Origin of the sequence: Ahrensia sp. R2A130 (genome assembly GCF_000179775.1) — a bacterium.
Classification (GTDB): Bacteria; Pseudomonadota; Alphaproteobacteria; order Rhizobiales; family Rhizobiaceae; genus Pseudahrensia.
The window spans coordinates 342,287-355,524 of record NZ_AEEB01000003.1 but is presented as its reverse complement, the minus strand read 5'-3'; the positions used below and the strand labels follow the sequence as shown (position 1 = coordinate 355,524).

The window sequence follows — 13,238 nt, the reverse complement described above, 5'->3', positions numbered from 1 at the left end:
CCGACCTCTAGATTGACCGATTTTGAGTTGACCCGACTTGAGATCGCAGCGTCTAACCACGCAGAAACAGCAAAGCGGGCTCGTTCTCAACTCAGTGACTCGTTAGGTTGTTCTCTTTGGGCGTTTAGGACAGCGGTCGCTACGTTAGTAGCCAATAGAGTTATCGGTGACATCGCTAATTCCATCAACGCATCGCAAGCGGAACATGCCGTCAAGCATGGGATGCGGTTTGGAATGCTACGCGGACTAAAGATATCCAAAGATAACGTGAAGCTAGAACAAGGTATCTGGTTAGAAAAAATCTACTTCAACGCATTCGCGCCGGTGTTGGCATCCTATTCTCCAGCGGAAAAAGGCAAGGCGAAACCATCGCCTTGGGTCGCTTTAGACAACGGCATTGAAGGCACAGCGCACTGTCAACTAGTTGTTGATCCAGCGACCGGTGCGTTTGAAGAAAGCGTAGAGGAACAAATTTGGTTGATCGCATGCGTTATTCGGTTGGCCACCGCACCAGCAGTGGATGTCCCTTATGTTTCCAGCACAAGTTTCCATCCTCCGTCTTTAAATTTAGAACAACCAATCTTCAAAGTTCGTGACGGGTTGCGTCAAAGATTTCAAATTTCTGACAGCGTCATCACAATTGATGGCGATATTTTGCGACACATCTCGGAAATTATTAGATTGCTTCAAACTTTCGAGGACTTGGTTTTTCTGCGTGAGTGCATGACACTCTTTGATGAAAGTTGCGTGGCGGATAATCTTCGAAAGTCTGTGACCTTTTCTTTCATGGCTCTTGAACGGATTTTCCGAAGCGAGCGGCGTGACACGGCGAAAACTATATCAAAATGCGTCGCTGTTCTGACCAGCTTTCGTGCCGATGAGCGAGATAGAGCCTTTGCTAAGACGTTAGAAGTCTACGACATTCGTCAAAACACTCTTCATAGAGGACAGGAACCGACCGCGGAACAAGCGCTCACGGTAGTCAATGTTGTCCGTACTGCCTTGATGTATGTTCTGAAGTCTGGGCATTCGCCAGATGTAGAGACCCTGTTGTTGGATTGGAAAATGGGCTTTGAGAAGTCGCAGAGCTAATTAGGAGTTGCTAGTTTTCGACCCGCGACCGCACAGTAACAGTGTCTGGCTTTGTCATCCCCGCGCAGGCGGGGATCCACTCTTCAACAAGCTCTATGTACAGCGGCGGCAATGCGATGCTGGTCAGTCATCGCTTTACCATCGCCACATCATTTCGCGGAGAAGTGGGTCCCCGCCTTCGCGGGGATGACAAGCGGTGAGGGGTAATGGGGACGGTGGTGGGTGTTAGCTGGCATTTATGGTCTGAACCGTCTCACAAGATCGCTATGCCGAGATCATCCCACATCGGGTTGCCTTCCTCGATCAGCCGTATTTTCCATGCGCGGTTCCACTTCTTGATGGCCTTCTCACGGGCGATGGCGAGTTCGATGTCGCCATGTTCTTCGAACCAAACAAGACGGTGGACGTCGTATTTGTTTGTGAAACCGGCAGCTTTACCCTCGCGGTGCTCTAGTAGGCGGCGGTAGAGATCGTTGGTGACGCCGCAGTAAAGTGTGCCGTGCGGACGGCTGGTGAGGAGATAGGCATAATAGTGGTGGTCACGGGGCATGAGGTAGCGTGAAGGGTGGGGCTGGGATTGTCACGCTAGGAGTTCGCTACCCCCTCGACTGTCATCCCCGCGCAGGCGGGGACCCACTTTTCTGCTGAATGATGTGGTGATCAGGGAGTGGGGTGGAGCCGCGTCGGTCCTTTTGCGGCGTTGAGAGCTTGTTGATGAGTGGGTCCCCGCCTGCGCGGGGATGACAAAGGAATTTGGGATGAGCAGGGATCGCTGAATAAATTTGTCCCCAACCACCCATGCCACACTGCCCCCATCCCCACACAGGGAACCGGCGGGGCGCTCCGTTTGTGTCGTCGTGTGGGGTCGGTTCTTCCGGGGTGGCGGGTTTAACGGCCGTTTGCTTTGGAGCCCCGCGCTCTCTTCCCGGGCGGTTGTTCGCGCTTCCGTCGGCCGTGGTGTGCAGGCGTGTCTGGTAACGGACACGGATGTAGTGGTGTGTCAGGGCAATGTGAGGTGAAACTCCTCACCGCAGCAAGAACCGGGTGGGGCGTGAGGGGAAACCCTTTTCGCCGGAAACTACCGGCTAACGGGTTGCCTATCACGCCCCACCGGTTCCCGAACTTTCCAGGTTTCGGGCCAGGACTGATGCAAACCCCGCGGTGCCGCACCAACAAGCGCACCGGCGGGCGCTTTCGCACGTCTGCCAGCGGGCCGTTCGGGTGTTCGGCTCAGCTTTTCGCCAGCGCGGCTTTCAGGTGGTCGCCAGCGCCACGAGGGCGTCCACATCCAGCGGCGCGTTGACGATTTCCAACTCGCCATCGGCACCGCGCGGCCACTCGTCCATGGCGCGGTCGGTGTAGAGTTCGATGCCGTTGCCATCGGGATCATCGAGATAGACGGCCTCGCTCACGCCGTGGTCGGCGGCCCCCGTAAGGCCGACCCCGCATTTCGCAACCTGTGCGATTGCCGCGCCGAGGCTTTTGCGGTCGGGGTAGAGAAAGGCGGTGTGGAACAGGCCGGGATGCCCCTTCGGCGCGGGCGCACCGCCACGGCTTTCCCACGTGTTGAGGCCGATATGGTGGTGATAATCATCCGCCGCCAAAAAAGCCGCCTGCGTGCCATAGCGCTGCATCAGCTTCAGGCCGATGACATCGCGGTAAAAGGCGATGGACCGTTCGAGGTCCGACACGCGCAGATGCACATGGCCGATGCGGGTACCTGCCGGAGCAGAAAAAGGGGTGGGGGAGGTCATGGGCGTGGTCTCGTGTGGTGATCGGCCTTCAAGGTCGGGGTTGGGCGGAAATTTTCAAGGCTGCATCACGGATGATTGAGGGCTGACAAAAGCGCCGCACGGGCTTATGAATTGCGGGAAACCTCCCCATTCGTAAACGCTCAGGTCCGCATCCATGTCCGCCCCAGCACTCGTCGATACCCGCACGCCCAACGAAGCCCATTTCTTCCCCGGTGAAGACCACCCGTGGGAGCTGGTCATCGGGCTGGAAGTCCACGCGCAGGTGACGAGCGAGGCGAAATTGTTTTCCGGCTCCTCCACCGGTTTCGGCGCAGAGCAGAACAGCCACGTGTCGCTGGTCGACGCCGCCATGCCCGGCATGCTGCCCGTCATCAACGAGCACTGCGTGCGGCAAGCCGTGAAAACAGGGCTTGGGCTGAACGCGCAGATCAACAAGAAAAGCGCCTTCGACCGCAAGAACTACTTCTATCCCGATCTGCCGCAGGGCTATCAGATCAGCCAGCTTTACCACCCCATCGTCGGTGAAGGCGTCGTGCAGGTGCAGGTGGGGCCGGACAAGAAGGGCGATTTCGAAAGCGTCGAAATCGGCGTCGAGCGGCTGCATCTGGAGCAGGATGCAGGTAAATCGATGCACGACCAGCACCCGACCATGAGCTACGTGGACCTCAACCGTTCCGGCGTAGCACTCATGGAAATCGTGTCTAAGCCGGACATTCGCTCCATCGACGAGGCGAAAGCCTACGTCACCAAGCTGCGCTCGATCCTGCGCTATCTCGGCACCTGCGACGGCAACATGGACCAAGGCTCCATGCGGGCTGATGTGAACGTGTCCGTGCGCAAACCCGGTGGCGAGTTCGGCACGCGCTGCGAGATCAAGAACGTCAACTCCATCCGCTTCATGGGCCAGGCCATCGACTACGAAGCCCGTCGCCAGATCGATATTCTGGAAGAGGGCGGCAAGATCGATCAGGAAACCCGTCTGTTCGACCCAGTGAAGGGCGAAACGCGGTCTATGCGGTCGAAAGAAGAAGCGCATGATTACCGCTACTTCCCAGACCCGGACCTGCTGCCGCTGGAGTTCGACGATGCCTACGTCGAAACCATCCGCGCAGAACTGCCGGAATTGCCGGACGAAAAGCGGGCGCGCTTCCAAGCCAATGGCTTGAGCGAGTACGATGCCTCCATCCTCGTCGCCGACAAGGCTGTGGGCGATTATTACGAGCAGGTTGCCGAAGGCCGCGATGCCAAACTGGCCGCAAACTGGACGATCAATGACCTGTTGGGTGCGCTCAACAAGGCCGGAACCGATTTGGCGGACTCACCTGTCAGCGCAGCTCAGTTGGGTGGTATCATCGACCTCATCAAGGCCGACACGATTTCCGGCAAGATCGCGAAGGACGTTTTTGAAATCATCTGGAACGAGGGCGGCGACCCAGCCAAAATCGTTGAAGATCGTGGCATGGCACAGGTCACCGATACTGGTGCAATCGAAGCGGCCGTGGACGAGATCATCGCAGCCAACCCTGAAAAGGTGGCGCAGGCCAAGGAAAAGCCCGCGATGCTGGGCTGGTTCGTCGGGCAGGTGATGAAAGCAACCGGCGGCAAAGCCAATCCGAAGGCGGTGAACGATCTGCTGCGGGCGAAGATTGGCGAATGAGTGTCGTTGTACGCCGCGCACATGGCACCGAGGTTGCTGATGCTCGTGACCTTACGAACCGCTCTTGGCTGTCCACCTATCCGGCATTGATCGGGCAGGCGGAGACGGAAGAAATCATCACGACGCGGCACTCAGCCGATGTGTTCCGCGAGCAAGCAGCGCGAATACAGGACCGGTTTCTGGTGGCGTTGCAGGGTGAAAAGGTCGTGGGCCATCTTTACGCGTTCCAGAAAGACGGCATGTATGTTGACCGGCTGCATGTCGATCCGCAGATGAAAGGTCTTGGTATCGGTAAGGCGTTGCTCGGCAATCTTGAGCAGCAGCTTTTTCCGGACTCGCGCATCTGGCTGGATGTTCTGCGCGGCAATGACGATGCTATCCGCTTCTATGAAACGGTGGGCTATACTCGCGACGGTGAAACGGATGCCTGCGGCGGTTTGGCCGGAATTTCGGCGATTATTTTTGACAAGACAGTTGGCTGAACAGGACGGGTAATTCCGATGACGAACGAGACCGTTGAAACCTTTCGTCGCGATGGTGTGGCCGTCATCCGCGATGTGCTGGATACTGGCTGGCTGGACCGGCTCGCTCAGGCCGTCGAGACCAACATGGCAGCACCAGGTCCACATGGAGCCAACCACGCAGAAGAAGGCGGTGCCTATTTCGGTGACTACGTAAACTGGCAACGCATCCCGACCTTCATCAACATTGCCCGCGATGGCCCACTGGGCGAACTGGCTGCCAACTTGATGGGTGCAAAGCGTGCGCAATTCTTTCACGAGCATGTGCTGGTCAAAGAGCCCGGCAATTCTTCCGCAACGCCGTGGCACCAAGACATGCCGTATTACTGTGTGGCCGGTCCGCAGACCGTCAGCCTTTGGGTGCCGCTTGATGATGTGGACGAAGCGCAGAGCCTGAATTTTCTCAAAGGTTCTCACGTCGGCGCAAAGACCTACATGCCGCGTCGTTTCAAAACGCTGGAGCCGCTAGAAGGCGACACCACGGCCTATGAACCCTTTCCGGAAATCGCTGAAGATGATCCGAACATCGTGTCCTTTGCGGTGAAGCGTGGTGACGTGCTGGCCTTTGATTTTCACACGTTGCACGACGCGCCACCGAACCCGATGCCCACACGGCGGCGGGCGGTCAGCTTTCGCTTTACGGGCGATGATGCCCGTTATGTTGAGCGCCCTCACGCGGTTTCACCGCCGTTTCCGCAAATGGGTTTGAAGCTTTCCATGAACGATACGCTGCCGGAAGACTGGTTTCCAACTGTCTATGCCGAATGACGCGGTGGACCTGATCGGCATTCAGGTTTAACAACGAAATATACGAGGGTGCGTTGCGGTTAGCGGCGCGAAATGAGCGGCAACATGAAAAACTTCTTCCTGCAATTCTTCACTTGGTGGCACGGGCAAACGCTCGGCACGCGGTTTTTCACTTGGCGCAATGGCGAGCTTGTTGGCGAAGACGCCAGCGGAAACCGGTATTATCGCTCTGCTGAAGACAAACGCTGGATCACCTATAATGGTGACATAGACGCTTCTCGTGTTCCGGCCGGTTGGCACGGTTGGTTGCATCACCGCACCGATGTTTCGCCGGCCGACGAAGAATACGAATTGCGCGAATGGGAAAAGCCGCATCTTGCTAACATGACGGGCACGGCAGCTGCCTATCGCCCGCAAGGTTCGCTTGCGAACGCTGCATCACGCGACAAGCCTGCCGCCGACTACGAGGCTTGGACTCCATAGTTCACCCCATAACCAACACTGTCGCCACATTCCGGCGGCACGTGCAAAACAATCAGATGCAAATGGCGGCGAATATGATGCGAATTCTAATGGCCGCACTGATGGCAACTGTTGCCAGCACGGCTTTAGCCCAGACAGATGGCTTTACTGAAGAAGAGCAGATCTCGCGGATTGCCAACAAGGTCGCCGTGTTTGCCGGTCTCGACAAGATCACCGGACGCATCACCACGTTCGACGTCTATATGGACGAGACCGTAAAATTCGGTCAGCTCGAACTTACGCCGCGCGCATGCTATTCAAGCTCGGCTGCGGAAACGCCCAAGACCACGTCCTTCATCGAAGTCGACGAAATCACACTCGACCGTCGCATCCGCCGGATCTTCTCCGGTTGGATGTTTGCCGAAAGCCCGGGGTTGAACGCCATCGAGCACCCTGTGAACGATGTGTGGCTGAAAGCCTGCAAGCAGACTTCGGATGTGCCACCACCACCGCCATCAACCAACTAGTCGTCAGACGAAGCGAGCTTCCACGTCCAAAGCATCCGATAGCAATTTGAGATAGTCACGCTTGGGGATTTCCAATGCGCCGAACTGGCTCAAATGTTCCGTATTGAACTGGGTGTCCAACAGAACAAATCTGTTGAAATTCAGCCGGTCCACCAGATGCGCTAACGCAACTTTGGAGGCGTCGCGGGTGCGGGAAAACATGCTTTCCCCGAAAAACGCACCGCCCAGCGATACGCCATAAAGGCCGCCTACCAGTTCGCCATCCAGCCAACTCTCCACGCTGTGCGCATGTCCCATAAGATGCAGCTCACTGTAGAGCTGACGAATCCGTTGGTTGATCCATGTCTCTTTACGATCTGGCGCTTCTTCCGCGCATAGATCGACAGTCCGCTCGAAAGCCGTGCTGATACGGAGGTCGAATTTTTCCTGACGGATGGTGCGGGCAAGCCGTTTTGGCGTGTGAAAACCATCAAGCGGGATGACGCCGCGATAGTCCGGCTCCACCCAGAACAAGCCTGGGTCGTCGGCAGAATCTGCCATAGGGAAAATACCGCTCGCATACGCTTTGAGCAGGACTTCCGGCGTGATCTCCATCATCAAATTGTCGATATTCGACATCGTAGCTGGAAAGGATCAGTCGGTTTTGTTGGCCAGATATTTCTCCAGCCAGTGGATGTCGTAATCGCCTGCAATCACGTCTTCGTTGCGCACGAGATCCTGAAACAGAGGCAGGGTTGTATCGATACCATCCACCACGAACTCGTCCAGCGCACGGCGAAGGCGGTTCAGGCACTCGGTACGCGTACGGCCAACGACGATCAATTTGCCGATGAGGCTGTCGTAATATGGCGGCACGCGGTAGCCGGAAAACACACCGGAATCGACTCGGACACCCAAGCCACCGGGCGGGTGGTAGTACGTAATTTCCCCGGGTGACGGCACGAAGGTGCGCGCGTTTTCAGCGTTGATGCGGCACTCGATGGCGTGGCCCTGAAAGCGCACGTCTTTCTGTTCGAATGTCATGCCGTTGCCCATGGCCACGTTGAGCTGCTCGTTGACCAGATCGATTCGGGTGATCATCTCGGTGACCGGATGCTCGACCTGCAATCGGGTGTTCATTTCGATGAAGTAGAATTCGCCGTTCTCGTAAAGGAATTCAATCGTACCTGCGCCGCTATAGCCCATGTCGCCGATTGCTTTGGCGCAGATGCCGCCGATTCTCTCACGCTGCTCAACGGTCAGGGCAGGGGAATTGGCCTCTTCCAGCACCTTTTGATGGCGACGCTGAAGTGAGCAGTCTCGCTCACCAAGATGAACACCACGACCCTTGCCATCGCCCATAACCTGCACTTCGATGTGGCGAGGTGTAGCGAGGTATTTCTCGATATAGACAGAATCATCGCCAAACGCAGCGCCCGCTTCGGTGCGGGTTGTCTGTAGGGCTGTTGTCATTTCGTCGTCATTGTTGACGACCTTCATGCCACGGCCACCACCGCCGGATGCGGCTTTGATGATGACGGGATAGCCGATGTCATTGGCGATGCGGCGGGCATCATCCAACTCGGTCACAGCACCATCGGAACCGGGAACAATTGGAATGCCCAATTCTTTGGCTGTCTGTTTGGCAACGATCTTGTCACCCATCATGGAGATGTGTGCGGAAGATGGACCGATGAATGTGATGTTATGAGCTTCGAGTATCTCGGCGAACTTGGCATTCTCCGACAGAAAACCGTAGCCGGGATGGATCGCGTCAGCGCCGGTCACTTCGCAGGCTGCGATGATCTGGTGCACATTGAGATAGGAATCGCGCGATGCTGGCGGCCCGATACAAACGCTTTGGTCCGCCAGTCGCACGTGCATGGCATTTGCGTCAGCCGTGGAGTGCACGGCAACCGTTGGAATGCCCATTTCCTTGCAAGCGCGCAAAATGCGCAGCGCGATTTCGCCCCGGTTGGCGATCAGAACCTTGTTAAACATCTCAGCCGCCTCAGCTCAGCATGACCAGAGCTTCGCCGAACTCCACTGGCTGGCCGTCGACCACGTTGATGGATTCGACCGTGCCATCTCGCGGCGAAGCGATCTGGTTCATCGTCTTCATGGCCTCGACGATCAGGATCGTGTCGCCTTTTTTGATTTTGTCTCCGACCTTCACAAACACATCTGCACCAGGTGCTGGTGACAGATAGGCGGTACCGACCATGGGAGAGGGTACCGGCTCACCGGCACCGGCAGGTGCCTCTGCCGGAACAGCGGCAGCAGGTGAAGCGGCTGCAACCGGGGCAGGGGCTGCTGCGGCAGGCTGAACTTGCATCGGCGCAGCAACGGCGACTGCGCCACGTGCCAAACGAACGTGGAATTCGCCAAGGCCGACCTCGATCTCGTTCAGGTCGGTATCGGTCAGCATCTCTGCCAATTCGCGAATGAGCTTGGTGTCGATTGCTGTTTTCGCGTTCTTGGATGCGGACATAGCTATGGTTCCCGGACTATTTACATGAATCAGTCATGCCACGCTGGCATGGGGGCGTCGACAGGTTTGAGCGTCGAATTCGCCTATGAACAGGTGGTTTTGCCGCATTGGCGCACGTTTTCGATTTTTTCGCGCAATGTATCGGCACCCAAGGCTCCAAAAATAACCTCATCGCCGATGACGTAGGATGGTGTGCCGTTGATTCCCAAGCTGTTGGCGAGGTCGTTGGCTTCGCGGAAAGCGTCCAACACATCGGGTTTCTGCCCTTCGGTGTTGATGGCATCAATATCGAGGCCCATTTCCTGCGCGATACGAAGGGCGCGATTGCCGTCTTTCATGCCTTGAAGCGACAGCAACTTGTTATGGAATTCCTCGTATTTCTCAGGGAACAGGCGGTAGACGCCGGTTGATACGCGGCTGGCTTCAACAGAACCTTGCGACAAAATTGGCAGCTCTTTCATCACGAATTTCAGGTTCTTATCGCTTTCCAAAAGCGTGTTCATGTCTTCCATGGCGCGTTGGCAAAAACTGCAATTGTAGTCGAAAAATTCGACTACCGTTACGTCACCCTCAGGATTTCCGATGATACCCTGATTAGCCGAAGCGAAGATTGTCTCGCGGTTTTCATCCAGTGCGCGCTTGGCCGTTTCTGCAGCCTCTGCTTGCTGCTTGGCCTCAAGCGCCTGCTGCACCTCGACCATCAATTCCGGGTTGGCCAACAGGTAATCACGAATGATCTGCTCGACCGCAGCTTTGTCTGTATCGTCCAAAGCCAATGCGGGTGCAGGCAACATGATGGCGATAGCGCATAGCGCACTGCGCAGAAATTTGACGGACATAGAGTAAGGCCTTTCGCAAGCGCGGCACAGGTCGTGCAAAGTTAGTTCTTATAACCGATGATGTCTTGCGCGCGAAGCCAACCAGGTTCGCCGCGCTTGAAACCTTTTTGAGCACGTTCCGCAAAGCTGCGGGCTTGTCCGCGACGCCCGGTGCGAACAGCATATTCTGCAGAGGCAAGCAGAGCGCGTGCTGTCTGGTCCGTCTCGCCATATGCGCGGGCCAGATACTGGTAGCCGGCAACAGCAGTAGGATCGCGGCTTACACCTTTGCGCAGTTGATCAATTGCTTCCGGCAAATCCTTACGATTGCCACTCTCCAAAAGGGCGTGGCCCAGTTGAATGCGAAGAATACCGGCACCGGTGCCGTCGAGCTTAACAGCCTTACGAAAGTGAGGAGCGGCTTGTTTTGCCCGACCTGATCGTAGCAAAATTTCGCCCTTCATTTCGTGGGCGTAGGCGTTGTTTGGCATACGGTCCAAGAGCTTATTGATCATCGGAATGGCACGACGGGGCGAGCCATAAAGATAGGTGGTTATAGCGCGACCGTAGATCCGGGCATTCTCGGAAAGGCTTTTGTTTTGCAACAAAGAGCGGGCGTAGCTGCTGCCGCCAACATAGGCTGCCAGTTTAGCGCGGACGAGATCGTGACGCGCTTGCATGGAAGCAGGAATTGGTTTGTTTTTGTAAGGGCTGGACTGCACGGCACTCGTGAGATCGCGGATACGTTCGTTCGGGGCAGGGTGGCTGCGCAGATAGGGGTCTATACGACCGCCAATAATTGATGATGCGCGGGCAAGCCGTTCAAACGTCTTGATTAAACCACGGGGGCTTTGACCTGTTGCCTTCAGCAACCGAACGGCTGTTCGGTCAGCAGCCGTTTCTTCTCCGCGACGGTATTGAAGAATGTCGCGCATCGCGATGCCACCACCACCTGTGGCGATTGCTGCACCCGCCTGCGCAGTGTTGCCACTGCCGGAAACAGCACCTGCAGCAGCAATGCCAACGCCCAGAAGGCTTGTCCAACGGGCGATGCGGCGGGCATTTTCCATGCGTTCCCGCAGCTTAACCTGATGGCCGCCAATGATGTGGCCAAACTCATGAGCGATCACGCCAATAACTTCGTCAGGTGTTTCCGCCTGCAACAAAAGTCCGGTGTTGATGAACATTCCGCGCCCGGAAACGAAAGCATTGAAGCTTGGGTCGTTGACGATGATGAATTCTACCGAGCCACGACGAAGGCCTGCAGCCTTCATCAGAGGGGCGGCATACATGCGGATGAGAGCTTCGGTTTCAGCATCGCGAACAAGCGAGATGCCACGGCTTTGCGCATTTGCGATCGTCGTTGGTGTCGATATTGCGACCGCAAGAAAAACCGCCAGCAGGCTTTTGAAAAACCGTATCACCATGGCAGCACTGTTCGCATTCCTGTCTCCGACACAACCCATTCTTAGCCCAGCAAACAGGGCCTTTCGATGGCAAAGAGCAGGTCGGCGCTCACGATGTTGCGAGACGCCGAAATGATCGTTGGTTCCGATCAGGATTTGCCGGTCGGCTGCAACAGGAAGGCGGGAACGTGATCGCCCAATCCTTTGCTGGTCGGGCCGTCATCGTCGTGGTTCCGGGACCGGTCACGTCCGCCGCCCCTGTTACCATCATTGTTGCGGTCATTGTTACGATCGTTGGGCTTCTTTTCAGCCCTGTCGTCACGGCGCGGTTCGCGCTTGGGGCGCTCTTGTCGTTCAGCAGGTTCCTTAGCGGCGACCGGTGCAGCCTCTTCAACCTTGGTCTCTTGCTCCGGTGCACGGCGTGATGTGCGGCGAGGGCGCTTTGTGGATCGTTCTTCGCCATCGGTTTCAGCTTCCGGTGCGGCTTCGTCTTCGGCAGGCGCTGCGCGTTTGCTGCGTCTGGCGCGTTTGGGCGCTTCGCCTGAATCATCGGATTTCGGCGCTGCACGACGGCCGCGCTTTGGCTTGTCGTCGGCCTCATCCGCATCGTCGGCTTTTGCGATAGGCGCGCGGCCAAGATATTCGATCTCGTCGCCGGTCAGAGCCATCACTGCTTTGATGTAGCGATCATCGGCAGGCGTGACGAAGGTGAACGCCCAACCATCGCGACCGGCTCGGCCGCAGCGGCCAATGCGGTGCACATAGTCGTCCGGATGGATCGGCACATCATAGTTGAAGACGTGGGAAACGTCGGGAATATCGAGGCCGCGCGCGGCAACATCGGACGCCACAAGATGCGTGATCTCATTGTCGCGGAAAGCGGCCAGTGTCTTCATGCGTGCGGACTGGTCCATATCACCATGCAGCGAACCGACGGAATAGCCGCGCTTGGTCATGGACCGGTGCAGCGTCGCCACATCCACCTTGCGATTGCAGAAGATGATAGCGTTCTTGATGTTGTCCTGACTGTCGATCACATCGCGCAGCTTGGCGCGTTTTTCGAAGTCCTTTTTCGGAGCTTTGACCAGCTTTTGCTCGACGGTTTTTGCCGTTGTTGCAGCAGCAGCCACCATCACCTGAACAGGATTTTGCAGGAACTGGTCAGCCAATTTTTCGATAATCGGCGGCATGGTTGCCGAGAAGAAAAGCGTCTGGCGCGTGAACGGCACCATTTTCACGATGCGCTCGATGTCGGGAATGAAACCCATGTCCAACATGCGGTCGGCTTCATCGATGACGAGGATTTCTACGCCATTCATCAAGATGCGACCACGCTCGAACAGGTCCAGCAGACGGCCTGGCGTCGCGATCAGCACATCAGCTCCGCGATCAAGGATCTTCATCTGCTTTTCCATCGACGTGCCGCCGATGAGAAGGGCCACGTTGAGCTTGTGGTTTACCGCGTATTTCTCGAAATTCTGCTCAACCTGAGCAGCAAGTTCGCGCGTCGGTTCAAGGATCAGCGTGCGGGGCATTCTGGCGCGAGCACGGCCTTTTTCTGAGAGCGAAATCATGGGTAGCGTAAAGGCCGCAGTTTTGCCCGTACCGGTTTGGGCAATGCCCATGACATCGCGGCGGTTCAGGACTTCGGGGATGGCCTGCGCCTGAATGGGCGTTGGCTCGGTGTAACCGGAGGCTTCGACAGCCGCCAAGACTTTCGGGGACAACCCGAGGTCGGAAAATTTCATGTGTGCTTTGGCTTTGCTTTGGCCGCGTCCGGCATG

General features: G+C 56.7%; 14 protein-coding genes. 6 read left to right on the top strand and 8 right to left on the bottom strand.

The window, feature by feature from the left end; translation table 11 throughout:
• Positions 1–12: 12 nt before the first annotated feature.
• Positions 13–1,092: a hypothetical protein gene (locus tag R2A130_RS02460; RefSeq protein ID WP_156798361.1), complete on the top strand. Its 1,080-nt coding sequence runs from the start codon at positions 13–15 to the stop codon at positions 1,090–1,092.
• Between the two features lie 253 nt (positions 1,093–1,345).
• Here R2A130_RS02460 and R2A130_RS02455 read toward each other — a convergent pair whose 3' ends face one another.
• Complete coding sequence (locus R2A130_RS02455; RefSeq protein ID WP_009463371.1) at positions 1,346–1,642, bottom strand: GIY-YIG nuclease family protein; 297 nt, start codon at positions 1,640–1,642, stop codon at positions 1,346–1,348.
• Positions 1,643–2,345: 703 nt separating this feature from the next.
• Positions 2,346–2,846, bottom strand: a complete 501-nt coding sequence (locus R2A130_RS02450; RefSeq protein WP_009463370.1) for a VOC family protein — start codon at positions 2,844–2,846, stop codon at positions 2,346–2,348.
• 154 nt (positions 2,847–3,000) lie between these two features.
• Here R2A130_RS02450 and gatB point away from each other — a divergent pair, with 154 nt between their 5' ends.
• The 5 genes from gatB to R2A130_RS02425 all read left to right on the top strand — a co-directional run bounded on the left by gatB (position 3,001) and on the right by R2A130_RS02425 (position 6,760).
• Positions 3,001–4,503, top strand: coding sequence for an Asp-tRNA(Asn)/Glu-tRNA(Gln) amidotransferase subunit GatB (gatB, locus tag R2A130_RS02445; RefSeq protein WP_009463368.1), 1,503 nt, complete (start codon positions 3,001–3,003; stop codon positions 4,501–4,503).
• Entirely contained in the window at positions 4,500–4,985 is a 486-nt protein-coding gene (locus tag R2A130_RS17350) for a GNAT family N-acetyltransferase (RefSeq protein WP_009463367.1), read from the top strand. The genes gatB and R2A130_RS17350 overlap by 4 nt, the downstream gene beginning before the upstream one ends.
• Before the next feature lie 18 nt (positions 4,986–5,003).
• Entirely contained in the window at positions 5,004–5,792 is a 789-nt protein-coding gene (locus R2A130_RS02435; protein ID WP_009463366.1) for a phytanoyl-CoA dioxygenase family protein, read from the top strand.
• An 84-nt stretch (positions 5,793–5,876) separates the two neighbouring features.
• A complete protein-coding gene (locus tag R2A130_RS02430; protein WP_040304760.1) occupies positions 5,877–6,254 on the top strand; it encodes an NADH:ubiquinone oxidoreductase subunit NDUFA12 in 378 nt (125 codons plus the stop codon).
• 77 nt (positions 6,255–6,331) lie between these two features.
• A complete protein-coding gene (locus R2A130_RS02425) occupies positions 6,332–6,760 on the top strand; it encodes a DUF2155 domain-containing protein (protein ID WP_009463363.1) in 429 nt (142 codons plus the stop codon).
• 3 nt (positions 6,761–6,763) lie between these two features.
• On the opposite strand, the gene aat is transcribed toward R2A130_RS02425, so the two are convergent.
• The 6 genes from aat to R2A130_RS02395 form a co-directional block, all read right to left on the bottom strand.
• On the bottom strand, positions 6,764–7,378 hold the full coding sequence (aat, locus tag R2A130_RS02420; RefSeq protein ID WP_009463361.1) for a leucyl/phenylalanyl-tRNA--protein transferase: 615 nt from the start codon (positions 7,376–7,378) through the stop codon (positions 6,764–6,766).
• Positions 7,379–7,393: 15 nt separating this feature from the next.
• Positions 7,394–8,740, bottom strand: a complete 1,347-nt coding sequence (gene accC, locus R2A130_RS02415; RefSeq protein WP_009463359.1) for an acetyl-CoA carboxylase biotin carboxylase subunit — start codon at positions 8,738–8,740, stop codon at positions 7,394–7,396.
• A gap of 10 nt (positions 8,741–8,750) precedes the next feature.
• Complete coding sequence (gene accB / locus R2A130_RS02410) at positions 8,751–9,230, bottom strand: acetyl-CoA carboxylase biotin carboxyl carrier protein (RefSeq protein ID WP_009463357.1); 480 nt, start codon at positions 9,228–9,230, stop codon at positions 8,751–8,753.
• An 83-nt stretch (positions 9,231–9,313) separates the two neighbouring features.
• The gene (locus tag R2A130_RS02405) at positions 9,314–10,069 is read right to left on the bottom strand and encodes a DsbA family protein (RefSeq protein WP_009463355.1); all 756 of its coding nucleotides are present in this window, start codon (positions 10,067–10,069) and stop codon (positions 9,314–9,316) included.
• A gap of 41 nt (positions 10,070–10,110) precedes the next feature.
• Positions 10,111–11,475, bottom strand: a complete 1,365-nt coding sequence (locus R2A130_RS02400; RefSeq protein WP_009463353.1) for a M48 family metalloprotease — start codon at positions 11,473–11,475, stop codon at positions 10,111–10,113.
• A gap of 128 nt (positions 11,476–11,603) precedes the next feature.
• The gene (locus R2A130_RS02395) at positions 11,604–13,202 is read right to left on the bottom strand and encodes a DEAD/DEAH box helicase (protein ID WP_009463351.1); all 1,599 of its coding nucleotides are present in this window, start codon (positions 13,200–13,202) and stop codon (positions 11,604–11,606) included.
• Between the last annotated feature and the right edge of the window lie 36 nt (positions 13,203–13,238).

Excerpts from the sequence above, each read along its gene's own strand:
- R2A130_RS02450 (WP_009463370.1), bottom strand. The coding sequence starts at position 2,846 with ATGACCTCCCCCACCCCTTTTTCTGCTCCGGCAGGTACCCGCATCGGC.
- R2A130_RS02435 (WP_009463366.1), top strand. The coding sequence starts at position 5,004 with ATGACGAACGAGACCGTTGAAACCTTTCGTCGCGATGGTGTGGCCGTC.
- R2A130_RS02455 (WP_009463371.1), bottom strand. The coding sequence starts at position 1,642 with ATGCCCCGTGACCACCACTATTATGCCTATCTCCTCACCAGCCGTCCG.
- R2A130_RS02395 (WP_009463351.1), bottom strand. The coding sequence starts at position 13,202 with ATGAAATTTTCCGACCTCGGGTTGTCCCCGAAAGTCTTGGCGGCTGTC.
- accC (WP_009463359.1), bottom strand. The coding sequence starts at position 8,740 with ATGTTTAACAAGGTTCTGATCGCCAACCGGGGCGAAATCGCGCTGCGC.
- gatB (WP_009463368.1), top strand. The coding sequence starts at position 3,001 with ATGTCCGCCCCAGCACTCGTCGATACCCGCACGCCCAACGAAGCCCAT.
- R2A130_RS02400 (WP_009463353.1), bottom strand. The coding sequence starts at position 11,475 with ATGGTGATACGGTTTTTCAAAAGCCTGCTGGCGGTTTTTCTTGCGGTC.
- R2A130_RS17350 (WP_009463367.1), top strand. The coding sequence starts at position 4,500 with ATGAGTGTCGTTGTACGCCGCGCACATGGCACCGAGGTTGCTGATGCT.
- R2A130_RS02430 (WP_040304760.1), top strand. The coding sequence starts at position 5,877 with ATGAAAAACTTCTTCCTGCAATTCTTCACTTGGTGGCACGGGCAAACG.
- R2A130_RS02425 (WP_009463363.1), top strand. The coding sequence starts at position 6,332 with ATGCGAATTCTAATGGCCGCACTGATGGCAACTGTTGCCAGCACGGCT.
- accB (WP_009463357.1), bottom strand. The coding sequence starts at position 9,230 with ATGTCCGCATCCAAGAACGCGAAAACAGCAATCGACACCAAGCTCATT.
- R2A130_RS02405 (WP_009463355.1), bottom strand. The coding sequence starts at position 10,069 with ATGTCCGTCAAATTTCTGCGCAGTGCGCTATGCGCTATCGCCATCATG.
- aat (WP_009463361.1), bottom strand. The coding sequence starts at position 7,378 with ATGTCGAATATCGACAATTTGATGATGGAGATCACGCCGGAAGTCCTG.